This window comes from Paenibacillus sp. cl141a, from assembly GCF_900109305.1.
Lineage (GTDB): Bacteria > Bacillota > Bacilli > Paenibacillales > Paenibacillaceae > Paenibacillus_AQ > Paenibacillus_AQ lautus_A.
On the sequence record NZ_FNZO01000001.1, the window covers coordinates 1,038,890 to 1,064,256 of the forward strand.

Sequence of the window (25,367 nt, forward strand, 5' to 3'; positions counted from 1 at the left end):
GTTCCATATTATAATGGGTACTTACCGCTTAACTCATTTTCTATGTACTCAAAGTATCTTCGAATGCGTTCCCCTGGTTGGCGACGGAGATGCTCGATGTCCATTCTGCGCGGGATTTTACCGGCCATATAAAATATCCGCAGTCCCGTCCCTGTTCTGATTTCCTCCTCGGTAAACTTGCGTGCGTAGCCGTTCAGAAGAGAAGCCCAATATGGTTCCACCGTACGGGCAGATATCATGTGAAGTCTCGGAACGCCGATATCCAGTGCGCGGTGACCAAAGCCGCATTCATCAAAATCCAATAAACTTAGATTATCGCCGGTACGAAGGACATTCCCCATATGGGCATCCCCGTGTATGAAGAAGTTCTCGTTCATGGAATGCTTGTCGTACGCATCGCTTAACGCGGTTGCAAGGTGCTCGCCGCGAATTTTGTCCTGGGCATTCAGGAAAGGGGCTTCCCACAGAAACTGCAGCGATTCTTCCACGAGGTACTGCCGATCATATTGGGGCCTTTCAAAGCCGTTCCAGTCCGGTGCCGAACGCTGGCTAATAGCATCGGATGTTTCGTGGAGCAATGCCAGGGTTTCTCCCAGTTCGAAGTAATCTTGGTCGGAGGGAGCGTCGATAGGTGTGCCCTCAATATAATCAAATAGTGCGTAATATTGCTCCTTCGCAGAACTTTGAACGGTGGTTACCGAATGCCCTTCGGTATTTGGAATGACCCTCGGCACGCTTAGCGGCCCGGCCAGAGCTTCCAGCCATTCGATCTCAGCCCTGATTTGACCCAGGGCATAACGATCCGATCGGTATTTTCTTAAAATAGTGGATCTTTGATCCTTGCTCGCCAGGAAGGTGGTATTCTCGCCTTCATTCAGGACAGAAATCTCGAACGCTTCACGGAATGCATATGCGTTCTGAAGGATGAAATCCTCATCGGTATACATAGCCTCATCTCCTTTACTTGATGTAGAACCCTTGAGGACGTTAGAGACACACGGATGCCTATATAATTAGATATATTTCTAATTTGACATTTGTCTAATTATAAAATAGCACATACTTTCAGTAAGAACAAGTGATTGAACCAAACAAAAAGTGGTTTTGTTTTGTGTCTGTCCTTGGAGCGCCGGAATAATGCAGACCGTTTTGTTTCAAAATAGCATAATGCTATAGAATTTTTTTCATTATGATGCCTAATGAATGAAACGACACATAACTTGACAACGTAATAACGGCAGGGAGCAGCGGTGTAATCAAAGTTCAATCGCTGAAACGTGGAGCTTGAAAGCAACAAATGGGTCCTGAACATTCAAACATAAGAGAGGGGAAGTACCGTTGGAATCACTTTGGTTGGAGTATGCCTGGGCATTACTGATTCTTATCGGTTTGGAAGGTTTATTATCGGCGGATAATGCCCTTGTGCTGGCGGTTATCGCGAAGCATTTACCGGAGGAACAAAAGAAGAAAGCCATCAATTACGGAATCATCATGGCCTTTGTATTTCGCTTTGCCGCCCTGTTTGCGATATCGTTTATCGCGAACGTCTGGCAAATACAAGCGATTGGAGCGGCTTATCTCCTATACCTCGGATTAAAGCACATCATCAAAGCCCGTTTTGGCAAGGAAAACAAAAATATTCGCGAGGATATAAAGAAAGATGCAGCGGGAAAAGGCTTCTGGCCGACCGTTGGAAAGATTGCGGTTGCGGATCTCGCTTTTGCGATTGATTCCATTCTTGCTGCCGTGGCTCTTGCACTGGGCCTCCCGGATTCGCCGCTACCGGATTTCGGCGGGATGGACGGAGGACAATTCCTGGTTGTCGTGCTTGGCGGGATCGCAGGGCTTGTCCTGATCAAGTTCGCGGCTACATGGTTTGTGAAGCTGCTTGCTCAACGGCCGGCACTTGAGACCACAGCATATGCCATCGTGGCATGGGTCGGCGTCAAGCTGGCTGTGATCACCCTGGCCCATGAAGATATTGGCGTGTTGGCTCATCATTTCCCGCACAGCACAGGCTGGACCGTCGTTTTCTACGGGGTCTTGGTCGCGATCGCCCTTCTCGGTTGGTTTGCCCCCTCGAATAAAAGGCACACGCAACCTGATCCGCTTTAGGTTGACCTAAGTAGACGAGGCAGTGGAATCGAATTCCACTGCCTCGTTTTATACTTTTCCGTTCATAAAAATCCCGAGCGTGATGGATTGACATGACACCAAATGGTGACCTATAATCAAAATGTCACTAAATGGTGTCCGATCGCTGAAAATATTGAACATTAGAAATTCAGCACCGAGGAACAGCTTATCAATGATAGGGTTACACTTTGATCAGATGGCACAGCTCCATTTCATGGATGCGTGGCAGGATACGGGGCTTTAAGTTTGCCGTTTATTTGCTGCTTCGATTCGCAAGCACTCGCCCCGCGAACGCTCGTCCGAAGGGCCGCACTCAATAGAGGCGGCAAATGAACGGCTGTCCCTCGGCAGTAATATGGAGGAGAGGGTGTTGTGAACGAGAACTACCAGTCGCGCGATGTGTTTAACGCCATTGCAGACCCGACCAGGCGCCAACTGATCCATCTGTTGGCGGAAACCGATGAGCTGCCGCTGCATGAGTTAACGGCACAATTTCCCATGGGACGTACAGCGGTGTCCAAACATTTAACAATACTTAAGGAAGCCGATCTGGTACATGACCGAAAAGTCGGCAGAGAAACGCGTTTCAGGCTTAACGCCTCGCCACTCCGAGAAGTTCAAGATTGGGTGGCTTTTTACAACAAGTACTGGAATGCCAACATGCTGCGTTTAAGCCAGCTATTAGAGGAGGAAGATGAATGAGTTTAACACTGTCTATGGATTTTCCGTTCAGGACATCGATCGAAAAGCTGTGGTTAGCCATCACCGATTCAAATCAGCTTGCCAAGTGGATCACGGAAAACGATTTTAAACCCGTCGTAGGGCACCGATTTCAGTTTCGCCATGAGCCATCCGAATGGTGGGATGGGATTGTTGAAGGCGAAGTGCTTATCGTGGACGAGCCAAATCTTCTATCCTATACCTGGGCTACCGGTGAGGAAAGACATACGGTTACCTTGACGCTGCAGGATTTAGGAGGCGGAAAGGTTAACCTTCATCTCGAACAAATCGGATTTTCCAACGTTCACGGGCTCGAGGGGGCTAAGCATGGATGGAGTGAATGGGTAGGAGAGCTTGAAAAGGTATTGGCAGAGTAACAGCAGCATCCATATAAATGCCGCTTACCAAGCGTTATTTGAATAGAGAACGTTGATTGAACCTTGAGAATCGGCTCCTATAAGCCGGCTGCATGCTGCTTGCAGCCGATTTAAGTCATGGACGATTCATTTGAAAATTTATTAAATCACCCATTTCGGAAGGATGTTATGCATGAGCGAAACAAATCAGGAGTATATCGTGCTCTCGGGTGCGAGGGAAAACAATCTTAAGAACGTATCCCTGCGCATTCCCAAGCGGAAGATCACGATCTTCACCGGTGTATCCGGATCCGGCAAATCGTCGATTGTCTTCGATACGATCGCCGCAGAATCCACGCGACTGCTGAATGAGAACTTCAGCATGTTCGTTCGTACGTTCCTGCCCCGCGTTCCCCAGCCGGATACGGACGCAATCGAGAATCTGAGCATGGCCGTTATCGTGGATCAGAAGCGGCTTGGCGGCGGTTCCCATTCCACGATGGGCACCATTACCGATATTTCTCCCATTCTCCGTCTTTTATTCTCCCGAGTGGGTCAGCCCCATATCGGACCCGCGCATTTATTCTCCTTCAACGATCCGCAAGGCATGTGCCCGGAGTGCAACGGAATCGGTCGCAAGCTTGGCGTCGACATGAGCAAGGCGGTGGACATGACCAAGTCGCTAAATGAAGGCGCGTTGATGCTGCCGGACTATTCGGTGAACGGCTGGGAGTGGAACATGATTTTGCAATCGGGCGATTTTGATCCGGACAAAAAGCTGAGCGATTATTCCGATGAGGAATTGGAGCATCTCCTGTATGCCAAGGCAAGAAAAGTGAAGATGGATTTCGCCGGTAAGGCAACGAACATTACGGTGGAAGGCGTCATTGAGAAGTTCACCAACAAATACATCAAGCAGGATGTAAAAACGAAGTCCGAACGCACGCAGAAAGCCGTGATGCCATTTATCACGGAGGGTCCGTGCCCCAGCTGCCGCGGCGCAAGACTCAGCCAAGCGACGCTGAGCTGCAAAATCAATGGACTCCACATTGCGGAGATGTCCGCCATGGAAGTGGGCCAGCTGATCCGCGTTATACGCGAGATCAGTGATCCGATCGCCGCACCGATCATCAAATCGTTAACGGAGCGTCTGCAGCATCTGGTGGATATCGGCTTGGATTACTTGACACTGGACCGCGAGACGGATACCTTGTCGGGCGGCGAGTCGCAGCGCGTCAAAATGGTCAAGCATCTGAGCGGCAGCCTCGTGGATGTCACGTACATCTTCGATGAGCCCAGCGTTGGCTTGCATCCCCGCGACGTACACAGGTTAAATGAACTGCTTCAGAAGCTGCGCGACAAGGGCAACACCGTGATTGTCGTTGAGCATGATCCCGATGTGATCAAGGTAGCGGACCATATCGTCGACGTTGGGCCTTACGCCGGCAGCCGCGGCGGTACCATCGTATATGAGGGAAGCTACTTCGGACTCCTGGAGTCTGCTACTCTAACAGGGACCCACATGAAGCGGCCGCTCCAGCTGAAGCACGACTGCCGGCAGCCATCCGGCAAGCTGCCCATCAAGGATGCCACGCTGCACAATCTAATGAACGTGAGCGTTGATATTCCGACCGGCGTGCTGACCGTTGTTACGGGTGTCGCCGGCTCGGGCAAAAGCACCCTGATCAACGAAGTATTTCTCAGCCAGCATCCGGATGCAATCGTCATCGATCAATCGGCGGTAGGCGTATCCACACGCTCGAATCCAGCTACTTACACGGGTATAATGGATGATGTTCGTAAAGCATTTGCTTCGGCGAACAAGGTGAACCAGGGTTTGTTCAGCTTCAACTCGAAGGGAGCATGCGAGAACTGCCAAGGGCTTGGCGTATTGTATACGGACCTTTCTTTCCTCGACAGCGTAAAGCTGCCATGCGATGTGTGCGGGGGGAGACGCTTTAAGGATGAGGTACTCGAGTACAAACTGAACGGCAAGTCGATTGCCGAAGTGCTGGAGATGACAGTGGAGCAGGCACTGGACTTTTTTGAACTCAAAGAGGTTGTTCGCAAGCTTCAGGCCATGAGCGATGTGGGATTGAACTATATTACGCTCGGCCAGCCGCTCAGCACGCTCTCGGGCGGGGAGTGCCAGCGCATCAAGTTGGCAAGCGAGCTGCATAAGAAAGGCAGCATTTACGTGATGGACGAGCCGACCACCGGCCTGCATATGTCGGATATCGGCCACCTGCTGGAGATCATGAACCGCCTTGTGGATGCCGGCAATACGGTGATTGTCATCGAGCATAACCTCGAGGTGATCAGCCAAGCGGACTGGATCATCGACATGGGACCGGACGGAGGCAGCAAGGGCGGACAAGTGGTGTTCGAGGGCACGCCGGCGCAGATCGCTCTAGCGGAGCAGTCGATTACGGGAAGATACTTGATGTAACGAGGGGTGAGATCCATGGGTTTTATTAAAGATTTTCTGTCCATAATTCAAAAGCGGGAATTGATATTTATAGAGAGCAGCAAAGAATCGGAAGACGCGTACACTTTTTCATTCGAAAAAGGACCCGATTTAACATGGAAAGCAGGGCAATACGGTTTGTTCAGCATTACGCATAAAACCATAAAGAATGCTACAAAGCCTTTCAGCATCAGTTCTGTTCCCACAGAGAACGTTGTTAATATAACAACGCGCATCGGGGATAACCCAAGCGAATTCAAGAAGGCGCTGCTGGAATTAAAACCAGGCATGCATATGAAAATGAGCGGTCCTGTAGGGTCCTTTCATTTGGATCCTGAAAGCCCCTCGCTCCTGATCGCGGCAGGGATCGGAATGACGCCTTTTCGGTCCATCTTAAAGCAGGCGGCAGCCGAGAAAGGTGAGTTGAAACCCATACACCTTCTCTATTTAGATAGCAAGAAGTCCTATCTGTATAAAGATGAACTTGATGCAATCGCCAATCATCCTTCGATCCAGGCATCTTATCTTGATTCAAGAAATGATTTAGATCAGGAAATTGACAAGTTCATCGCCCAGCATAAGGATCATGGCAAGTATTTGGTCGCTGGGCCAAAATCCATGGTGGAGTCGGTTACTGCGTACTTGCAAAGTAAGGGTGTGTCCAAGCGGAATATCAAAAAGGATGCTTTTTTTGGATATTAGCAATTGAATGTACTAATCGTAGAGAGCGGAATCCATGCATAGCAAAGAAATCGTGGATAGAGAATAGCTTAAGCATGAACGACACATAAGCTGGCGTTTTAGAAGGAGGAAACAATATGGAGGTTTTTGCAGATTTTTTAGCGAAAATCGATAACCCTCAGCATCGGGCGCGAACCGAAGAAGTTTTGAAGTGGGTCGCCGAAAAATTTCCGAATCTGATGCCGAAAATGGCGTGGAATCAGCCGATGTTCACCGACCACGACACATTTATCATTGGTTTTAGCGTAGCCAAACCTCACTTGGCGGTTGCCCCTGAAAAGGCAGGGATACATCAGTTTTCGGATGAAATCGTCCAGGCCGGCTATGATCACACCAAGGAGCTTGTCCGCATTCGGTGGGATCGTCCGGTTGATTTCTCATTGCTGGAGAGAATGATCGAGTTTAACATGCTGGATAAGGCAAACTGTACGACGTTCTGGCGCTGAGAAAAAAGCATCTGCCCGTAGAAATGGGTAGACGAAACTTTACTGAGCACAAATAGTTGCGCTTCGATGCCATAGCAAACCTATACTTTGGTTGAGAGGAGGGAACCAGATGGATTGGCTTATGAGGATGAATCGGGCATTAGATTACATCGAGATGAATTTATCCGAAGAAATTGAATTGGGTGAAGTGGCTCGTAAAGCTTGCTGTTCGTCACATCAGTTTCAGAGAATGTTCTCGTTCATCACGAATGTGACACTTGCGGAATATATTCGGCGAAGACGTCTTACCCTTGCGGCTTTTGAATTGCAGAATAGCGACGCCAAAGTCATTGATATTGCCCTGAAATACGGTTATGAATCACCGGTTTCTTTTGCGCGGGCTTTTCAAATGCTGCATGGTGTCAATCCAGCAATCGCTCGTCAAGAAGGGACCGCTCTAAAGGCCTATCCTCGGATTTCCTTCCTCATTTCAATCAAAGGGGCAGAGGCTATGAATTATCGTATTGAAACGAAGGAAGCCTTACAGATCTTTGGAATCGAAAGAGTGTTTCCAATAAACGGAGATGGCGAAGCAGTGGCTTCGCCCGCAGAATTCTGGAAGGAAAGCCATGCTAATGGCGAGGTTGAAAGACTTGCTGTCCATGCAGGCGACTTGCCTTCTTTTTTAAACAAGGATTTATATAAAGTACATGCGGTTTGCAGTTACAGGAAAACGGAAAATGACTCTTTTCCGTACATGTTGTGCGCATTTAAAAGTGACTCCAGTGATACAAACGGATACACAAACATAACGATTCCCGCGCATACTTGGGCTGTTTTTTCATCGGATCCATTCGCATGGGACAGCTTTGATGAGATCATCGAGACGTTATATCGACGATTCTTCTCAGAGTGGCTTCCAACGGCGGGATATGAACAAGTCGATGGAATGGAATTTGAAATCTACGGCGGTAGAGACGGTCTTCATTACGTTGAACTATGGTTCGCTGTAAGGAAGATAGCTTAAACTTAATTTCTAAGCTGTCATTAAGGAAATAATGGATCGAGAAAAGATGACATTTTATGTCTCATAAAAAGTCGCGTAATACGCGGCTCTTTCGATTCAAGAACAATAAAGCTATCATTTTATGGCGGCCGGTCTTTGTGATCGACCGCCTTTGCCATGCGATAGGGCAGGTGTAAATTGGATGGCTCTTTATAGCTATTCTTAATATTCGAACACCTTCATACAATTTATGGACGAGCGATCCCATGAACGAGCGCCGGAGGTGAGCGAATATGAAACTGGAGCAACTACAAGTAAGTGGTATGACATGCGCGGCTTGCGCAACCCGAATCGAAAAAGCGCTTCGCAAAGAGAAGGGGGTTCAAGCTGTTCATGTCAGTTTGGCTTTGTCTCGGGCTACCGTTCACTACGAACCGAGGGAAATTGGAATGCAGGCGATCACCGCCAAAATTGCTAAGCTTGGCTATAAGGCAACGGGCAAGCACTCGCATCCCCAAGCAGGAATAGAAGCCGAAACTCGCGCCTATCGTACCCGGTTCGCGATCGCCGCGTGTTTGTCCATTCCGCTTTTATGGGCGATGCTGGCCCATATGTTCGTGTGGTTTCAACCATGGACGCCGAATTTATTCATGGAGCCCATGTTTCAATTCCTGATTGCGACGTTTCTTCAGTTTGGCGTGGGCTATCCATTTTATTACGGCGCTTATCAAGCCTTCATCCACCGCAGCGCAAACATGGATACCTTGGTTGCCATCAGCACGTCCGTTGCTTACTTCTACAGCCACTACGCGATGTTTCATGCCGCACACGATACCTCTCACCCCACCCTGTATTTTGATACGATTGCCATGATTATGACCGTGGTTTTGTTAGGCAAGTGGCTGGAGACCATTGCCAAGGGAAAAGCGCTGAAACAACTGAGTGCGTTATATTCGCTTCAGGTGAAGCTGGTTCGGGTGTTGCGACAGCATGGCGAAGAATGGATTACGGCAGATCAGGTACAAACAGGGGACCGCATTGTGGTGAAGAGCGGAGAATGGATATCCGTTGACGGTGTGGTTCATTCGGGAACGGCGGATGCGGATGAATCGATGATGACAGGCGAAAGCACGGCGGTGACCAAATGCAGCGGAGACCGCGTATATGCCGGAACCCGTTGTTTGGTCGGGAGTCTGTATATCATGGTCGATAAGAAGCATAAGGAAACCCGACTTTCCCAGATGATTGCACTGATCGAAGCCGCGCAGCAGAGCAAACCGGCCATTCAAAGAACGGTTGACCGCATTGCGGCGGTTTTTGTACCGGTTATGCTGGGCTGTGCGGTGGTAACATTTGCAGGATGGCTATTGTTTTCCCATGGCCCTGATCTATCTGAAACCGCAATGCGCCACGCGTTATCTGTTTTACTGGTCGCTTGCCCCTGTGCGCTTGGACTGGCAACCCCGATTTCCATCCTGATTGCAACCGGATCATCTGCCCAAAAGGGCATTTTGTTCAAAGAGGCGCGCTCCCTGGAAAGGCTGCGGCAAATCGATGTCGTATTGCTGGATAAGACGGGAACGCTGACCGAAGGCTTGCCGCAGCTTGTTGCCATCCAAGCGGCCGGACAACGTGACGCCGATGTACTTCGCTTGACCTCGGCTCTAGCTTCTCTGTCCATGCATCCACTGGCGCAAGCCATTGTGAAAGCGGCGAAAGACCAACAGGTCCACATTCCGGAAGCAGCCTCGTTCCACGAACGGCCGGGAAAGGGAATGGAAGGCGATGTGGAAGGAAACAACGTATGCGTGGGGAACCGGAAATGGCTGGAGGAAATGGGCATTCGCTTTTCGGAGGATAAAAGGTTTGGATTACATCAGGAAGCGGCCTCCTGTCATATAAGACTTTATATAGCTATGAACGGGACATGTATCGGTACGTTTGATATGGCTGACAAACTCAGACGGGATGCGCGAGGCGTCGTTCAAGAGCTGAAGCAAAAAGCCGACGTGTGGATGGTAACTGGCGATGAGGAGCGAACGGCGCTGACCGTGGCTGACGCGACAGGCATTGAGCTGGTACGCGCCGGCATGCTTCCTGAACAGAAGCTTGCGTTCATACGCGAGCTCCAGCAGCAAGGTCGTTCCGTGGCCATGGTCGGCGACGGCATCAATGATGCGGCTGCGCTGGCCGCCGCCGATGTCGGCATCGCCATGGGCGGTGGAACGGATGCAGCCAAACAGGCTGGAGACGTCGTCCTGATCGGAAGCAGGCTATCCCGAATTCTGGAAGCCCACACCTGGAGTCGTTATACGATGCGGAATGTTCATCAGAATCTACTGTTTGCACTATTGTATAACGTCCTGACCGTACCTTTGGCTGCATTCGGTTATTTAGATCCGCGCATCGCATGCATTGGAATGGCGGCAAGCTCGCTGCTGGTTGTCGGCAACTCGCTGCGGCTCCAGCTGTGGGGAAAACGGGGGGCGAGAGCATGGCCTTGACCGGAAGCGGATTACCGTTAGTGGCATTGGCGGGATTCATGGGGGCGCCGCATTGTCTGGTCATGTGCGGGGGAATCGTTTCTTCTCTGGCACTTGGAAACCAAGGCTCTCCGCTGAAATCCGTATTGGCCTACAATGCAGGCAGAGTTATCACCTATACGGCCATTGGCGGTTTTATGGGGGTGATGGGCTCCTTCCTGGATGTGGCCGGAAGCTTTGTCGGCTTCCAAGGAGCAGCCAGCATCATTGGAGGAATGCTCATTCTGCTCTGGACCTTTCGCCGCTACACATTGCCCATATATAACGCTCATCTGCCGAGACATCCATTTTTTCAAGCGAAACTGGCACGGCTTGGTCAGCGTTATGAGATGCTTGCGACTTTTTTAACCGGCATTCTGCTTGGGTTTCTTCCATGCGGCTTGACTTATGCGATGCAGATGAATGCAGCGGCATCCGGTTCCGGCCTGGAAGGTATTATGATTATGCTGGTGTTTGGACTTGCGACATTTCCGATCCTGTTCGTGGTGGCGATGTCTGCCGGCAGCCTGACGAAAAAATGGCGCAGGGGCATGCGCAAATTTGGCGGATTTCTAGCTTTTCTGATGGGAATCCTGTCTATTTTAAAAGGACTAAGCGCCAATGGCTGGATACCGGGCATTCACCCGTGGCTATGGTAACAGGGGCTCAGCGAACTTTGAACAACGTCCTTACTTTGACATGGCGATCTTCCCAACGCAGAACGGCTTCGGCCTCCCAGAGGCCTTGCATCACAGGGATTGCCGTCGCGCTGTAAACGCCTGGCTTGGATTCGACGACCTCTGCGGGGAACACACCGCAAAACATATCCGGCATCGCGATGTGAAGTTCAATGTCAGCATCGGTAATCGGCTTCTCGGGAAGCTCGGTCACGAAGAGCTCAAACACGGTTTCCTTCATGGGTTCAGCAGCAGACGAAACGGTTTGTATTTCCATACGCAGCTGTCCATCGGTATAAAGATCCTCCGTTGGAGTATGATCCTGAACCTGTCGAAACATCAGGATGGCCGCGATCGCGCAGATCAGCAGCAGAGCAATCCCCCATCTGGTCTTCATTCTACCCCTTCCTTCACCTGAAAGCATAAGTTTCCCTCATAGGTATGTAACAAAAGCTCAGAACATGCAAGGTGGGTATTCTTCAATGGAGTGTCCAAACTAAAAAAGATTTTGTCCATACAAGCGGCAAAATCTTTTTTTGTTCGCTGGTTTACTTGATGCTTAACATGATGTGGCCAGTCGCAGAACAGGCTGGCCAGAGCAGTTTATAGCCCAAAGGAGCCATTTTATTATATTTATAATTAAGCGAAAATGAGAAATGTCATCAGCTCGAAGGAAGAGTGGGACCGAGTCGCAGTTCATAAGATACATCCATTTCGATATGATGTCGAAACACCGATAGAAGGGACGAAGTTTGAAACCATGAACAAAACCGGAGTCTGGTTGTTTTTTGCGTGGACGGTCGCCACAGTGGCCACTGGCGGAAGTTTGTTTCTAAGTGAAGTTTGGCATTTTACGCCTTGCGTCTTATGCTGGTACCAAAGGATTTTCATGTATCCGTTAGTTATTGTGCTGGGCATCGCAGCTTACCGGCAAAAGACAGATATCGTGCCGTACGTCCTGCCACTGATTCTCATTGGGGGAGGGATATCGACATACCATATCGTCATCCAAAAACTCCCGCACGATCTGAGCGCGGCGGCATGCGGGCCGGTGTCCTGTATGGATGACTACTTGAATTGGTTCGGTTGGTTGACCATCCCGATGCTGGCACTCGCAGCATTTGTACTCATAATCTTTGCATTGTTACAGGCTAAGCGCTCACAGAAACAAGAAACAGCTCAAGGTTGAATTTGTAACATCAACAGGTGGATGGTTATCCGTCATTACAAATAGAATTGTAGTTGTAAGAACCCCGTTTCTTGACCCGGCTCATGGGCTAGAAATGGGGTTCTTTTTCGTTTATCTACCACTGCGGCGAATACCATGAATCGTCTGACAATGCAATGGCTCGAACGAGTGGTTTTCTTGTTTTTCACCGAGATGTCAGAAAGATTCGATCCTTTCATGAACGGAGCGCAGTCGTGATTCATTTGTGATCATGCTTCGTTATAATAGCCTTTGAATATCGGGTAAGTATAGGTTAGGGTCTAACCCGATTCGAATGAATTGCGTTTGAAAGGAGACATTCTGGCATGGTCGTAGATACGGTGCTGTGGAGCAGATGGTTAACGGGGTTAACCTTGGCATTTCATGTCATATTCGCCACGGTCGGCGTCGGTGTTCCATTAATGATTGCAATTGCCGAATTCGTCGGCATACGAAAGAAGGATTCGCACTACATTCTGATGGCCAAGAGATGGACGAGAGGATTTGTCATTTCCGTGGCCGTCGGCGTTGTAACCGGAACGGCGATTGCCCTGCAGCTGGCATTGGTATGGCCGAACTTTATGCAGTTGGCAGGAAACGTGATCGCTCTTCCGTTATTCATGGAGGTTTTTGCTTTCTTTTTTGAAGCCATTTTCCTCGGCATTTATTTGTACACGTGGGATCGCTTCCGAAATCCGTATGTTCACTGGCTGCTAACGTTACCCATTGTAGCTGGCGCAAGCATGTCCGCTTTTTTTATCACGTCGGTGAACGGTTTTATGAATCAGCCTGACGGCTTTGTTATGGAAGCCGGTCACTTTACGGCGGTTGATCCGCTGCAGGCGATGTTTAATGCGGCAACGCCCTCCAAGGTGTTCCATGTATTATCCTCGGCCTACTTGACGGGGGCAGCCCTGCTGGCGGGCATTGCGGCTTATATTATCCTAAGAAAAGGAGCGTCGGCGTATTACAAAAAAGCGTTGAAGCTGATGATGGGCGTGGTGCTGGTCTTCAGTTTGCTAACCACTATTGCCGGCGATATGTCCGCAAAGTTTTTGGCGGAGCATCAACCGGAGAAGCTGGCGGCTGCAGAGTGGCATTTTGAAACGGAACGCGGCGCGGATCTGATCCTGTTGGGCTGGCTGAATGCCGAGCAGAAGGTCATGGGGGCTCTTCACATTCCGAAGGCGCTCAGCTTCCTGGCCTTTGGCGACTTTAATGCCGAGGTGAAAGGGCTGGAGGAGTTTCCGCTCGATGAACGCCCTCCGCTGCTCGTGCACTATTTGTTTGATATGATGGCCGGCATCGGCTTTGTGATGCTTGGCGTTGCGTTCTTGTATTTCTTGTTCGTGATGTGGAAGAAACGGAACGAGCTCAACAAGTGGCTGCTTCGGGCCATTGTTCTTAGCGCGCCGCTGGCGTTTTTAGGGGTAGAGCTGGGCTGGTTCTATGCCGAAGTCGGTAGACAGCCGTGGATTATTCGCGGATACATGCGGGTTGAGGAAGCTGCTACCTCCTCGCCGAATGTGAGGATTCTCTTTTTCCTTTTCCTCCTTCTGTATATCGTGCTGGGCGTCATGTGTATTTTTGTACTGCGGCGCTTATTCCGCAACAAGCCGGCAGAAGCCGAGCTTGAAGAACTGTCCAAAGAGAAGCAAATTCATTCCATGGAAAAAGGGTGAGCCGTTATGATCAGTTACGAGTTGATAGGCATTTCGGTGCTTTGGCTGTTTTTGTACGGCTATTTGATTGTGGCCTCCATCGATTACGGCGCCGGATTTTTTGCCTTCTATGCCCGCTTGACGAAGCAGGACCATCTGCTCAATCGTTTGATCTCTCGTTATTTGTCGCCGGTCTGGGAGATCACGAATGTGTTCTTTGTTTTTTTCTTCGTTGGCATCGTCGGGTTTTTTCCAGACACGGCCTATTATTATGGTTCTGCGCTGCTTGTGCCGGGAAGCATCGCCGTCATTCTGCTGGCCATTCGCGGGTCCTTTTACGCGTTTGAGAACTACGGCTCCAAAGAAAACATCGTGTATCTGTTTTTATACGGGGCCACGGGATTGCTGATCCCGGCATCGTTGTCGGTGGCACTGACCCTTTCCGAGGGCGGCTTTATCGTGGAGGAAGGCGGGGCCGTTTCGTTAGAGTACTTGTCGCTGATGACAAGCCCGTTGTCGTGGAGCATCGTCGCATTGGCCATTGTATCGGTGCTGTTTATCAGTGGTTCGTTCTTGTCTTATTACGCCTCCCGGGCGGATGACCAGCCTGCGCTCAAGCTGATGCGGACCTATGCCTTGTTTTGGAGCATGCCAACCATCATAGCCGCGCTAACGGCATTCATTTATCTCTCTCAGCATAATGAGCGGCATTTTCAAAACATGATGGACTTATGGTGGCTGCTGGCGCTTTCCGTTGGTTTTTTCATGATATCCGTATGGCTTCTTTACAGCGGGCGCCGCTATGGACTGGCCTTTATTTGCGTGATGCTGCAGTTTTTCTGTGCCTTTTTTGCTTATGGCATCGGACAATATCCGTATATTCTGGATCCGTATATTACCATTCAAAGCGGTGCCACGCATGAGTCGATGGGCGTTGCGCTGGTGATCGCCTTTATCGGCGGACTGTGTCTGTTGATTCCGTCCCTTATCCTGGTCTTCAGGCTATTCCTGTTTGATGCGGATTATGTAAAAGGCAAAAAATAAACCGATGCGTTGTGAAATCACATACAGAGGTCGGCATGAAGGAGGGACGTCATCATGAAGAAAAAAACGGGACTGATCTCCCAGCAAATGTCCGCGCAAAGAAAACCCCTTGTTCTCCTGGGTGGCGTGTCGCTTGCGCTCGGTGCCGCCATCGTGGGCCAGGCCGTGCTGCTCGCAGAATCGGTGGAGAAGATATTTGTGCAGCATGCTTCGTTATCGTCGGTTGCCGTCATTCTTGTTATTCTGCTGGGCGTCATGGCTGCGCGTACGCTGCTGTCGTATGGCAATGGACGAATCGGTTTGCAGATGGCTGCCCGGGCCAAAACGGATATGCGAGCGGCCGTGCTGCGAAAGCTGACCAAGGCTTCCATGCCGATGGCGCTTCGCGGGCAAACAGGCGGAAAGGTGAGCGTGGCGCTGGATGCCGTGGATGAGGCGGACAGTTATTTCAGCCAGTATGTGCCGCGAATGATGGAAGCTGCCATCATTCCTATTCTGATCTTGGCCGTAGTATTTACGCAGCATATGAATTCCGGGTTCATTATGCTGGTTACCGCTCCCTTTATTCCGATATTCATGGTATTGGTGGGGCTCAAAACGAAGAACAAATCGGAGGAGAAATTCGCGCAGTTGGCCGAATTTTCCGGCACGTTTCTCGACTCTCTGCAAGGACTCGTTTCGTTGAAGCTCTTCGGCCGTGCTCGCCATCATCAGCAGGACATCGAACGCAGCAGCCTGGGATACCGGGATGCGACGATGGACATTTTGCGAATTGCGTTCACCAATACCTTCATGCTGGAATCCATCGTCATGCTGGGCATTGGCATCGTTGCGCTTGAGCTGGCGCTTCAGCTCTTGGTCTTCAAATCGCTCTCCTTCCACACCGCCTTTTTGATCCTGCTGCTGGTGCCCGAGTTTTACAGTTTGTTAAAAAACACGGGAACTGCCTTTCACGGGGGCCGCACCAGTATGGGGGCGATCCGTAAGGTGGAAGAGATGCTTGAGGAAACGCAAGATGAAGAAGCGTTAAGCACTCGTCGTGAGGGTGCTGATCATAGGGATGGAACAGGCGAGTTAGATTGGACGATTGCGTTGGACAAGCCAGGGACAGCCGGTGGGGGGTTCATTCAAATGCCCCCGTCCATCGAGCTGAGGGATGTCCGGTTTCAGTATGCGCCGGATTCCTTCGAGCTTGCGGTGGGTTCCATATCGTTTGGACCCGGAGAGCATATTGCGATTGTCGGTAAAAGCGGGTCCGGCAAAACAACCTTGCTGCATCTCGTGGCCGGGCTGCTGAAGCCGGTATCAGGTGAAGTGCTGGTGAACGGAAGGGCGCTTAATTCAGACGATGAGGCTTCATGGTTTGATTATGTCAGCTACATTACCCAGCATCCATATATCTTTGCCGGCACGTTTGCCGAGAATATTGCGATTGGCGCGGGCAGGGACGTCTCTAGGGCTGACGTCGAGCAGGCGGCTGAAGCTGCCGGACTTGCTGCGGTTGCGGCTGAGCTCGAGCATGGCTATGACACCTTCGTCGGCGAAGGGGGCAGGGGGTTGTCAGGCGGCGAGAAGCAGCGGCTTGCGCTGGCGCGCGCTTTTTTGAAGCGGCCTGCCGTCATTTTGTTTGATGAGCCCACGGTGGGATTGGATCTCCACACCGAACGCGTGCTGCAGCTGTCCATTGCCGAGCTTGCAAGCCAAGCGACCATGATTACCGTTGCGCACCGCTTGTATACGATAAAAGATGCCGACAAGATCCTGTTTATGGACAACGGAGCCCTGCTTGGCTGCGGGCGCCATGAAGAGCTTCTTGTTCGGCTGCCGCAATATGCCGAAATGGTGGATGCCCATCGGAAAGGGAGGTTCGCATGAATGAGCTGGCCATTCTAACAAAAGCGATGATTGAGGAACGCAAGGATATTGCCATGGCCATCATCGGCGGATTCGTGGCAGGCATCGCAGGTGTATGTCTCTTTTCACTTAGCGGATATCTCATTTCGCAGACGGTATTTGCTCCGCCGCTTTATACCTTGATTGTGTTGACGTCTCTGGTGAAAATCCTCGGTCTGCTGCGGGCGGCCAGCCGCTATGCAGAACGCTTGTATTCCCATCGGGCGACGTTTTCTCTGCTCAGCCGTTTGCGCACATCTTTTTTTGCCAAGCTTGTTCCGTTAATGCCAGGGATACTGGGCAAGAAGCGGAGCGGTGAGCTGCTCGCGCGGATCGTAGGGGATGTAGAAAGCTTGCAGCATTATTTTTTGCGCGTTGCTTATCCGCCTATCATCGTTGTTATGGTGTTTTTGGCGACGGTGTTGTTTACTTCCGCTTTCTCGATCTGGATTGCCTGTTTGTTTGTGGCGGGGATGCTGGCAACGGCTTTTGTGGTTCCAGCGCTGGTATTGCTTGGACAGAGAAGAATTCATGGTCGCGTTCGCCGGCAGCGGGCCGCATTTTCCACGGAAGTGACCGAACTGCTCTACGGGTTCCGTGATTTAAAAGTATATGGGCAGCTGAAGCAGCGAGAGAAGCTGCTTCAGCATGCCTCGGCAGTTTTATCAGCGGAGCAGCAGGCATCTGCCGTGCACCTGCTGCGAGGGCAATCGCTGCATACTTTTGTGACGTATCTCATTTCTTGGGGCGTGCTGATTCTCGGTGCTTATCTGATTATGGACGGCTCTATTGCCGGCGTGTTTCTCGCCATGCTGGTCATGGCTTCGCTTACGGTGTTCGAAGAGGCGGCGCCAATGGCCACGCTGCCGGCTTATAAGCAGGACAGCGAGCACGCGGCCAAGCGGCTCGCGGAAATCGTTCATGCTGCCGATGTGATGTCGCCGCAGCCGAGCGGCATTCTACCCGTCAACGAAGCCGTTTCGGTGGAGCTGCGCGGGGTTTCGTTCCAATATGAAGACGAATGGCGTCCTGCACTCCAAAACGTTTCCCTCCAATTTCCCGCTGGTTCCAAAACGGCCATTGTCGGACCGAGCGGGTCTGGGAAAACAACGATCGTCGAATTGCTGCTCAAGCTGCGTACCCCGACAAGCGGCGAGATTCGTTTGCATGATGTTTCGATTCAGGAATTGGATGAAGCGAGCATTTGGCAAGCGTCGAAAGTAGTGCTGCAGCACAGTCATTTCTTCCGGGGAACCATTCGAGACAACCTGCTGCTGGATGCCGAACATCACGACGACCATGAGTTGTCCGCTATACTGGATAAAGTCCAACTGCCGAATCAATCTCTGGACGCTGCGGTATATGAGAAGGGCGAGAACTTGTCCGACGGAGAAAAGCAACGGCTGGCCTTGGCGCGGGCCATGCTCCGGAAAGGGCGTTTGTGGCTTTTGGACGAACCGACGTCTTCACTGGATTACATCACCGAGCAGCGCGTTTTCAGTCAATTGCTGGCGCAAGCGCAGGATGATACGCTTATTCTCATATGTCATCGGCTGACCGGCTTGGAAGAAATGGACCGGATCGTGGTCATGGTTCAAGGCAGAATCATGGAAGCAGGCACGTATTCGCAGCTGATGGAGCAAAAGGGTTACTTCTATGAGATGAAACAAATTGAGCGGCAAATGATAGGCGAAGCCTGATCTTGCCATTGAAGTGTCGGGTGAATTTCTACCTTCGCGTCACCGACATATAAGACAAGCAAAATTGATCAACTCCAATTCACTAAGTAAACATCAGAAGCACAGCCGATTTTCCTCCGGAGGAAGATCGGCTGTATAACCTTAACGGAGATATTGATTTCAGACGATTGGTGGAACAGGCTTATATGTGCTAAGCTCAATTTTTTGCCAGCGGCAGTGTGCCAACCGCAGATTGTTCAAAAAAAGGGCATTGCAAATGGGGAATGAATCATATATTATGGATAACATAGATCTACAATTAAGCATATGCTGTGATGCTGAAACGGGAAGTAATATACTTCTCGTGCGCGACAATTATGGATATTAAATATCCGTAATAGTGATACCTTGCACCATAAACCATAACGGAAAGCGAGAGGGATGTCTTGAACGATTTTTTTAATGAAGCCATATGGGAACAAGCTTGGAAGGAACATGGCGACAGCGTCATCAACAAAATGAAAAAAGCCGGAATCGAACCGGCTCGAGCATTTGATCATAAGGCCCGGACTTTCAATGAGCAATCATTTAATGAAGAAGGGAGAAAAAGGACTTCGCGCATCATGAACTGGCTTGAAGGGCAAGGCGTTCGATTCGATAACGCCTCCGTTCTGGATATCGGGGCCGCTTCGGGCGTGTTTTCGGTTCCGTTTGCGGAGCGCGGGGCGGATGTAACGGCCGTGGAGTCTTCGCTGCCATTGATCGATCTGCTGAAAGAGAATATAACAAATTTTCCACAGGATCAGGTGAAGATCGTTCCCGAACGTTTTGAAGATATTGACGTACAGGCCAAAGGGTGGAGCCAGGCGTTCGATCTCGTTTTTCTCTCGATGTGCCCGGTCATCGTGGATTGGCAGAGCGTAGAGAAGGTACTGCAATGCGCCCGGGAGTTTTGTTATATCAGTATGCCCGCAGGTTCCACCGAGATCAGCCTGATGAATGAAATCTGGCCGCTCATCACCGATCAGCCTTACCGATCGAAACACATGGAATTCGGGTATTTGCTTCACCTGCTGTATCTAAAAGGCTATTCCTACGAGTCCCTTGTGACGCGGGAAACGAAAACGACGGAAGTCTCAAGCGAAGCTGCGCTGCAGGATATTATGAACTGGCTTCGCGGTCATGGTCAAGTCCCAGATGATCAGAAGCGGAAATTGATCACAGATTATTTAGAGAAAGCGTATCCGTCCGGCAAAGTCGCCATCCGGCAGAGTGGGCGTTACGGCAAGGTATTGGTTCGATTGCATGATGAAAGCATGTACTCGGGAAACGGACTTAAGGCATTATCCTGATGAATATTCCAATAACAATCTTTCCCGGCTCAACAACCATTCTTGAACCTGCCGGGGATCGGATGATATGGTAGTAGTGCGTGAACCAACGATCCGGGAGAGGCGGGAAGATGTCATGAAACTGAAATTTACACACGTAAAAACGGCGGAAGAAATCGCAGAGGTTGCCAGACTGGCGGCAGAAATATGGCGCGAATATTACGTATCCATCATTTCTATGGAGCAGATCGAATATATGATCGGCAAATATCAAGCTGTCCCGGCGATTACGGATCAGATCCGGCATCAGGACTACGAATATTACTTGATCCATTCGGCAGACTCTTCCACCGTCGGTTATATGTCGGTCAGACAAGAAGAGGACAAGCTCTTCCTGAGCAAGTTTTACATTAGCAAGGAGCACCGCGGACGCGGCTATGCCAGTCAAGCGATGGCATTCCTGGAAGAGCTGTGTAAAGACCGAAGCTTGAGCCATATTTGGCTGACGGTCAATCGACATAATGAATCCAGTATCGCCGTATATGAGAAAAAAGGCTACCGGACCGTGCGGGAACAAATCGCGGATATCGGGAATGGATTCCTGATGGACGATTATATTATGGAAAAGGAAATTTCGGTTTCATAAGGTGCACGGCTAAATATCCATGTTGAAATAAACGAAGCAACCCTAGCCCATTCGCTTGGGTTGCTTTTATAAAGGGGATGGCTAGCCTGATTTTCAAGATAGCAATCCATAAGAAACCCATTCTTGGTTGTTTTGCTATGATTGAAAAAAAAAGGAGTTGATTGAGGATGACGGTCAAACTTACCCCTTATTTAAATATGGAAGGGAATGCAAGGGAAGCCATCCGCTTCTATGAACAAGCTTTAGATGCCGAAGTCCTTTCCATCATTACATACGGGGACATGCCGGAAATGCCGAACACATACACGGATGCATTAAATCAACTTGTCGCACATGCGAAGCTGCGGATTGGCGAAGCTGAACTCATGTTCTCGGATGCACCGACAGGCACCTCGATTCCGAAAGGCAAACAGGTCACCATCTGCATTTCAACGAACAGCGTGGAGACATCCAAACGATTTTTTGAAGCCTTGGAGCAAGAGGGTCATGTGAATATGCCGTTCGAGGAAGCCCCTTTTAGCCCAGGCTTTGGCGATGTAACCGATAAATTCGGCGTGACCTTCCAGATTTATACTGAGGATTAATGCCTTTTCATGAACTGCGAAACTGACTTTAAGTACTAAACCTAGTCCGTTACCAAGGCTGGGTTTACTGCTTTTTACAGAGTATCGCTTGAGTGGGGAAGACATCCGCGGCGATAACTTTGATATACTGCTTGCGAGTGGTTTTACACCGACAGATTGTGAGGTGTTTGCATGGACAACAAATATTTCGACCGCATCAAGGGCGGACTATACGGGGTGGCCGTGGGCGACGCTTTGGGCGGGACGACGGAGTTTATGAGTATGCGGGAGATCGAAGCACAGTACGGTTATTTGACGGAAATCATCGGCGGCGGGGTCTGGAATCTGGCACCGGGAGAAGTGACCGACGATACGATGATGACGCTTTGCGTCGCGGCAGGCATTATCGAGAATCCTGCAGAGCCGATGGAAGCGATCGGGCGTTTCTTTATGGAATGGTATCAATCGAGGCCCAAAGACATCGGGAATATCATCCGTCATGTTTTTCAAACCTACGAGGGGGATTGGCTCGAAGCGGCTTTTGTTGCGCATATGGATATGGGGCAAAGCGGCGGGAATGGATCCCTCATGCGCTGCCTGCCGGCGGCCCTGGCCTATAAGGATCCGGCGGACATGGAACGAGTGACGATCCTGCAGTCGAGGATGACGCATTACGATCCAAGGTGCGCCGATGCCTGCCTCATGTACAACCGAATGGCGTGGCGCCTTTTGCAGGGTGAAAACTTAAGGGCTGCCGTTATGGCCGAGGTGGCGGGAAGCGAATACGAACACTTGATTGAAGCCGAGCCCGAATGTCCGGCAAGCGGTTTTGTGGTGCATACCTTCCGCTGGGCACTGCATATTTTGCTCAATACGTCAGATTTTGCAGGAGTCGTACAGAAGGCGGCCAATCTAGGGAATGATTCCGATACGATCGGCGCCATCGCCGGCGGGCTGGCAGGCATTTACTACGGGTATGAAGGCATACCAGCCCGATATGCGGAAGCGATCCTCATCCAAGAGCGGCTCGACAGGACGGTTTCGCAGCTGTATGCGTTGAAAGCATCATCATAAACCGTGCTTTTTGTAATCTCGAATAATAACATCCATCACGTGCTTCCCCCAATTCGAGGCTTCCGAGCCACGCTCGTTCCAAGCAAAGGTGATGAGTGCTTTCCACAAGGCCCATCCTCGTGCGCGATGAACGGTGTTATCATCAAAATTCATGCGGTTTAGGAAAATCCGGCGACTGTCGTCGTCAAAAAAGTTCCATGCCATCACGAGGTCGCTTGAAGGATCGCCGACACCCATAGTCCCGAAGTCGATAACGCCGCACAGCCGTCCATCCTTTACGAGCAGATTTCCTACCGCCACATCGCCGTGCAGCCACATCGGTGCGGATTGATATTTTGTCGCAAGGGAGAGGTCCCAGATTTCCGTTAAAAGCGCATGATCGTATTCGTCGGAAAGCGTTTCGATGATGGATCTGGTCTCATTGTCGTAGACGGCAAGGTTTCCTCCGCGATGAAAATTTTGGATGCCCGCCGGCACGCCGCCGCTTGCGTCGATCGCCTCCAGCTCCTTCAAAAATGCAGCGAGGTCTTTGGCAAATTCGTTAACATCCCGAATGTTGCCATGCGTTACGGTTTCGCCTTCAATCCAACGATTGATCGACCATGGAAGAGGATACTCTTCCGTTGGCTCTCCTTTTGCAACCGGAGCTGGAATGGGCAAGGACAAATGGGGTTTGAAGACCGGGAGCCATGTCAGCTCTTTCTCGACAGCCGAAGCGTAGCGTTCGTGACTTGGCAGACGAACGGTCATATCGTTACCCAGCCGATAGGTGCGATTATCGTGTCCGCTTTTTTCCACTGGTTGGATGGTTAAATCCTTCCATTGGGGGAATTGGCTATGGATTAACCGGCGTACAAGTTCAGTGGTAATTTCAATCATACGCTCAACGCCTCCTGGGGTGAATTTTTTATAAAAGTCAGCAGTTGTTTATTCATTACACACCGTTTCAGTTTCTGAATTCCGTTGGCATCCATTCACCGAAGCTGCCGGTTGATGCAAGCAAGCTTACGGAGTTTATTCAATGAGCTGGCGTGGTACCATCATTATAATTCCCGATTCCGAACGGGAACAAGGGAGAGAATGGATATAAAAAAGCTGTAATTGAACGGAATTTAGCGGAACTACATAATCAAAAAATTCAGTCTTAAGTAGGAGGTGAACGATGATGCGGTCCGTATAATTAGATCATGAAAGGAGAGTCATTCCATTACACAAGAAATGCATTTTCATTGACAAATTGGAGGTAGAAAAGATTGACTAGGCACGATAAAAGCACCCAAGCACCAAGCCTGCTCCGCAATCGGTTCCTGCAGACGATATTATTATCTAGCGTGCTCCTGCAGATCGGGATCTGGGTACGTAATTTTGCGATTCTCCTGTACGTTGCGGATCGAACGAATAATGATCCATATGCGATCTCGTTAATCAGCGTAGCAGAATTCGCTCCTATTTTTGTTTTTTCGTTCATCGGAGGTACTTTTGCCGACCGCTGGCGGCCTAAGCGAACGATGATCTGGTGCGACTTGTTATCCGCGGTATCGGTATTCGTTGTCCTTCTGACCATACATTACGGTTCTTGGCATTCCGTCTACCTCGTTGCGTTTATCTCGGCTATCCTTTCACAATTCTCGCAGCCGTCAAGCATGCGTTTGTTTAAGTATCATGTGGCAGAAGAACAACTGCAGCAAGGGATGGCTTTATTCCAATCGCTGATGGCCATCTTCATGGTGCTCGGCCCTATGCTTGGCACTTTCGTTTACAGTACGTTCGGCCTTGAAACATCGATTGCGATCATGGGGGCGGTTTTTCTGTTGTCCGCACTCGTTCTTATTCGTCTGCCTGAGGATAATATGAAGCCGCAGACCATCGCGGCAAAAGGCCAGTTCCGTAGAGATTTCGTTGAAGGCTTCCGCTATGTTTGGCAAAGCCCGGTGCTGCGAATGCTTGGACTCGCGTTTGTTCTCGCGGGACTTGCGGTCGGCGTAGCTCAAGCCCTCAACCTGTTTATCGTAACGGAGCGGCTGGGCAGGAGCGAGGAGTTCCTGCAATATCTGCTGATGGTGAATGGTGCAGCCATGCTGATCGGCGGCGGGATCGTTGCCGTCTTTGCGAAGCGGGTACCGCCGCAATTACTTCTTGCCATAGGCATGCTGTCTGGCGCCGTCTGCACGACAATTGTCGGGTATTCGACGAGCATTCCGCTGACACTGACCGTTCAATTTCTAAATGGGCTTGTCTTCCCTTGCATTCATATCGGGATCAGCACGATGATTCTGAAATGGTCCAATGCTTCCATCGTCGGACGGGTGAACGGGGTTTTGAATCCGATGTTTGTTGGCATGATGGTCATTTCGATGTCTTTCGCCGGCGCGTTAAAGGATGCTTTCTCACTGAGCACGATCTATAGCGGGGCAGGACTATTATTCCTTCTTGGTTCACTGGTCATGGTGCCGATCATGAATCAAAAAGCGCCGGATCACGCACATCTTGCACAACAAACCTAAGCTTTAAAGTGTTCATGCGGAAGAACCGGCCAGGATCATGGCCGGTTTTTTTCGACATCTTATGTTCAGCAATACCAATCAAACTTATTCCATAATCATGTAATTGTGGAAAACCTATCATGAAGATGTTAAGCTGATAATGACTGCTACTTTTTGAAAGGGGGACCTCATGAATGTTCCTCATGACAATCATGTTGTATGTAATCATCTTCATTTGCGGGTATGTTTGGATCAAAAAAAAGCTGAAGGTATCCTCCACGTCAGACGGACTGTTGTATAAGCATATCAATCGATTTCATTTAATTGGAGAGCTCATCCTTGTAGTCGCTGCCCTTATTGCCATTTTCGTTATGAGATATGTATTGGAATGGAGAGTGTGGGCTCATCAGGATATTATTCTTGTTGTTGCTATTCTGCATGCGTTCCGTTCCCTTGTAGAAAGACGCTATATGAAGGAATCCAAACAACATTTCCTCAGTGCTTATGCAAGTGTTAGCGGCTTGCTGCTCTTTCTTGGCCTGGAGTTATTTGCATAACAAGACAAGAAGAATGAAATCCAATAAACAACTAAATTCGCCCTGTTTAATAGGATAAGATTATACATGCATAGAAAGCCGTGGAAATGATATTATCCCCTTTAAGTAGACAGTGTGTAAAAAGCGCATTAAAGTCTACTTGGAGGGGATTTTTTTCATGGGCGAAATACGAAAGACAT

The 25,367-nt window shown here is 50.0% G+C and carries 22 protein-coding genes and 1 pseudogene; 20 read left to right on the forward strand and 3 right to left on the reverse strand.

Going from position 1 to position 25,367, the window contains the following annotated elements; all coding sequences use genetic code 11:
- Nucleotides 1–8: 8 nt before the first annotated feature.
- Nucleotides 9–947 carry a phosphotransferase enzyme family protein gene (locus tag BMX45_RS04845; RefSeq protein WP_090908741.1) on the reverse strand — a complete coding sequence of 313 codons (939 nt, stop codon included), beginning with the start codon at nucleotides 945–947 and terminating at the stop codon, nucleotides 9–11.
- A gap of 391 nt (nucleotides 948–1,338) precedes the next feature.
- Here BMX45_RS04845 and BMX45_RS04850 point away from each other — a divergent pair, with 391 nt between their 5' ends.
- The 9 genes from BMX45_RS04850 to BMX45_RS04890 all read left to right on the forward strand — a co-directional run bounded on the left by BMX45_RS04850 (nucleotide 1,339) and on the right by BMX45_RS04890 (nucleotide 11,032).
- Entirely contained in the window at nucleotides 1,339–2,115 is a 777-nt protein-coding gene (locus BMX45_RS04850) for a TerC family protein (protein WP_009592465.1), read from the forward strand.
- 393 nt (nucleotides 2,116–2,508) lie between these two features.
- A complete protein-coding gene (locus BMX45_RS04855; RefSeq protein WP_090908742.1) occupies nucleotides 2,509–2,838 on the forward strand; it encodes an ArsR/SmtB family transcription factor in 330 nt (109 codons plus the stop codon).
- Nucleotides 2,835–3,233, forward strand: a complete 399-nt coding sequence (locus BMX45_RS04860; RefSeq protein ID WP_090908743.1) for an SRPBCC family protein — start codon at nucleotides 2,835–2,837, stop codon at nucleotides 3,231–3,233. Before BMX45_RS04855 ends, BMX45_RS04860 begins: the two co-directional genes overlap by 4 nt.
- A 172-nt stretch (nucleotides 3,234–3,405) precedes the next feature.
- On the forward strand, nucleotides 3,406–5,661 hold the full coding sequence (locus BMX45_RS04865; RefSeq protein WP_090908744.1) for an ATP-binding cassette domain-containing protein: 2,256 nt from the start codon (nucleotides 3,406–3,408) through the stop codon (nucleotides 5,659–5,661).
- Nucleotides 5,662–5,676: 15 nt separating this feature from the next.
- Nucleotides 5,677–6,381, forward strand: a complete 705-nt coding sequence (locus tag BMX45_RS04870; RefSeq protein ID WP_090908745.1) for an FAD-dependent oxidoreductase — start codon at nucleotides 5,677–5,679, stop codon at nucleotides 6,379–6,381.
- Between the two features lie 116 nt (nucleotides 6,382–6,497).
- Complete coding sequence (locus BMX45_RS04875) at nucleotides 6,498–6,866, forward strand: iron chaperone (protein ID WP_090908746.1); 369 nt, start codon at nucleotides 6,498–6,500, stop codon at nucleotides 6,864–6,866.
- 109 nt (nucleotides 6,867–6,975) lie between these two features.
- On the forward strand, nucleotides 6,976–7,872 hold the full coding sequence (locus BMX45_RS04880) for an AraC family transcriptional regulator (protein ID WP_090908747.1): 897 nt from the start codon (nucleotides 6,976–6,978) through the stop codon (nucleotides 7,870–7,872).
- Nucleotides 7,873–8,144: 272 nt separating this feature from the next.
- Nucleotides 8,145–10,355 carry a heavy metal translocating P-type ATPase gene (locus tag BMX45_RS04885; protein WP_090908748.1) on the forward strand — a complete coding sequence of 737 codons (2,211 nt, stop codon included), beginning with the start codon at nucleotides 8,145–8,147 and terminating at the stop codon, nucleotides 10,353–10,355.
- On the forward strand, nucleotides 10,346–11,032 hold the full coding sequence (locus BMX45_RS04890) for a sulfite exporter TauE/SafE family protein (RefSeq protein ID WP_090908749.1): 687 nt from the start codon (nucleotides 10,346–10,348) through the stop codon (nucleotides 11,030–11,032). Before BMX45_RS04885 ends, BMX45_RS04890 begins: the two co-directional genes overlap by 10 nt.
- A gap of 7 nt (nucleotides 11,033–11,039) precedes the next feature.
- Here the strand turns inward: BMX45_RS04890 and BMX45_RS04895 are convergent, their stop codons facing one another.
- The gene (locus BMX45_RS04895) at nucleotides 11,040–11,447 is read right to left on the reverse strand and encodes a FixH family protein (protein ID WP_090908750.1); all 408 of its coding nucleotides are present in this window, start codon (nucleotides 11,445–11,447) and stop codon (nucleotides 11,040–11,042) included.
- Between the two features lie 363 nt (nucleotides 11,448–11,810).
- On the opposite strand from BMX45_RS04895, the gene BMX45_RS04900 reads away from it, so the two are divergent.
- The 9 genes and pseudogenes from BMX45_RS04900 to BMX45_RS04940 all read left to right on the forward strand — a co-directional run bounded on the left by BMX45_RS04900 (nucleotide 11,811) and on the right by BMX45_RS04940 (nucleotide 22,148).
- Nucleotides 11,811–12,239: a disulfide oxidoreductase gene (locus BMX45_RS04900; RefSeq protein ID WP_175495045.1), complete on the forward strand. Its 429-nt coding sequence runs from the start codon at nucleotides 11,811–11,813 to the stop codon at nucleotides 12,237–12,239.
- A 344-nt stretch (nucleotides 12,240–12,583) separates the two neighbouring features.
- Nucleotides 12,584–13,939 carry a cytochrome ubiquinol oxidase subunit I gene (locus BMX45_RS04905; RefSeq protein WP_090908752.1) on the forward strand — a complete coding sequence of 452 codons (1,356 nt, stop codon included), beginning with the start codon at nucleotides 12,584–12,586 and terminating at the stop codon, nucleotides 13,937–13,939.
- 6 nt (nucleotides 13,940–13,945) lie between these two features.
- Nucleotides 13,946–14,962 carry a cytochrome d ubiquinol oxidase subunit II gene (locus BMX45_RS04910; protein ID WP_009592515.1) on the forward strand — a complete coding sequence of 339 codons (1,017 nt, stop codon included), beginning with the start codon at nucleotides 13,946–13,948 and terminating at the stop codon, nucleotides 14,960–14,962.
- An 87-nt stretch (nucleotides 14,963–15,049) separates the two neighbouring features.
- A pseudogene (gene cydD, locus BMX45_RS04915) lies at nucleotides 15,050–16,669 on the forward strand (thiol reductant ABC exporter subunit CydD); the annotation flags it as partial.
- A gap of 164 nt (nucleotides 16,670–16,833) precedes the next feature.
- Nucleotides 16,834–18,555: a thiol reductant ABC exporter subunit CydC gene (gene cydC, locus BMX45_RS04920; RefSeq protein WP_090908754.1), complete on the forward strand. Its 1,722-nt coding sequence runs from the start codon at nucleotides 16,834–16,836 to the stop codon at nucleotides 18,553–18,555.
- A gap of 425 nt (nucleotides 18,556–18,980) precedes the next feature.
- A complete protein-coding gene (locus BMX45_RS04925; protein ID WP_090908755.1) occupies nucleotides 18,981–19,886 on the forward strand; it encodes a class I SAM-dependent methyltransferase in 906 nt (301 codons plus the stop codon).
- A 115-nt stretch (nucleotides 19,887–20,001) separates the two neighbouring features.
- Nucleotides 20,002–20,511: a GNAT family N-acetyltransferase gene (locus tag BMX45_RS04930; RefSeq protein ID WP_090908756.1), complete on the forward strand. Its 510-nt coding sequence runs from the start codon at nucleotides 20,002–20,004 to the stop codon at nucleotides 20,509–20,511.
- A 167-nt stretch (nucleotides 20,512–20,678) separates the two neighbouring features.
- Nucleotides 20,679–21,095, forward strand: coding sequence for a VOC family protein (locus tag BMX45_RS04935; protein ID WP_090908757.1), 417 nt, complete (start codon nucleotides 20,679–20,681; stop codon nucleotides 21,093–21,095).
- Between the two features lie 171 nt (nucleotides 21,096–21,266).
- On the forward strand, nucleotides 21,267–22,148 hold the full coding sequence (locus tag BMX45_RS04940) for an ADP-ribosylglycohydrolase family protein (protein ID WP_090908758.1): 882 nt from the start codon (nucleotides 21,267–21,269) through the stop codon (nucleotides 22,146–22,148).
- Here BMX45_RS04940 and BMX45_RS04945 read toward each other — a convergent pair.
- Nucleotides 22,143–23,027, reverse strand: coding sequence for an aminoglycoside phosphotransferase family protein (locus tag BMX45_RS04945; RefSeq protein ID WP_090908759.1), 885 nt, complete (start codon nucleotides 23,025–23,027; stop codon nucleotides 22,143–22,145). The genes BMX45_RS04940 and BMX45_RS04945 overlap by 6 nt on opposite strands.
- Nucleotides 23,028–23,401: 374 nt before the next feature.
- Between BMX45_RS04945 and BMX45_RS04950 the strand changes: the two genes are divergently transcribed.
- Both BMX45_RS04950 and BMX45_RS04955 read left to right on the forward strand, forming a co-directional pair.
- Nucleotides 23,402–24,652 (forward strand): MFS transporter, encoded by a 1,251-nt coding sequence (locus tag BMX45_RS04950; RefSeq protein WP_090908760.1) that lies wholly within the window; start codon nucleotides 23,402–23,404, stop codon nucleotides 24,650–24,652.
- Nucleotides 24,653–24,843: 191 nt separating this feature from the next.
- Nucleotides 24,844–25,188, forward strand: a complete 345-nt coding sequence (locus tag BMX45_RS04955) for a DUF4181 domain-containing protein (RefSeq protein ID WP_254777967.1) — start codon at nucleotides 24,844–24,846, stop codon at nucleotides 25,186–25,188.
- Nucleotides 25,189–25,367 lie beyond the last annotated feature (179 nt).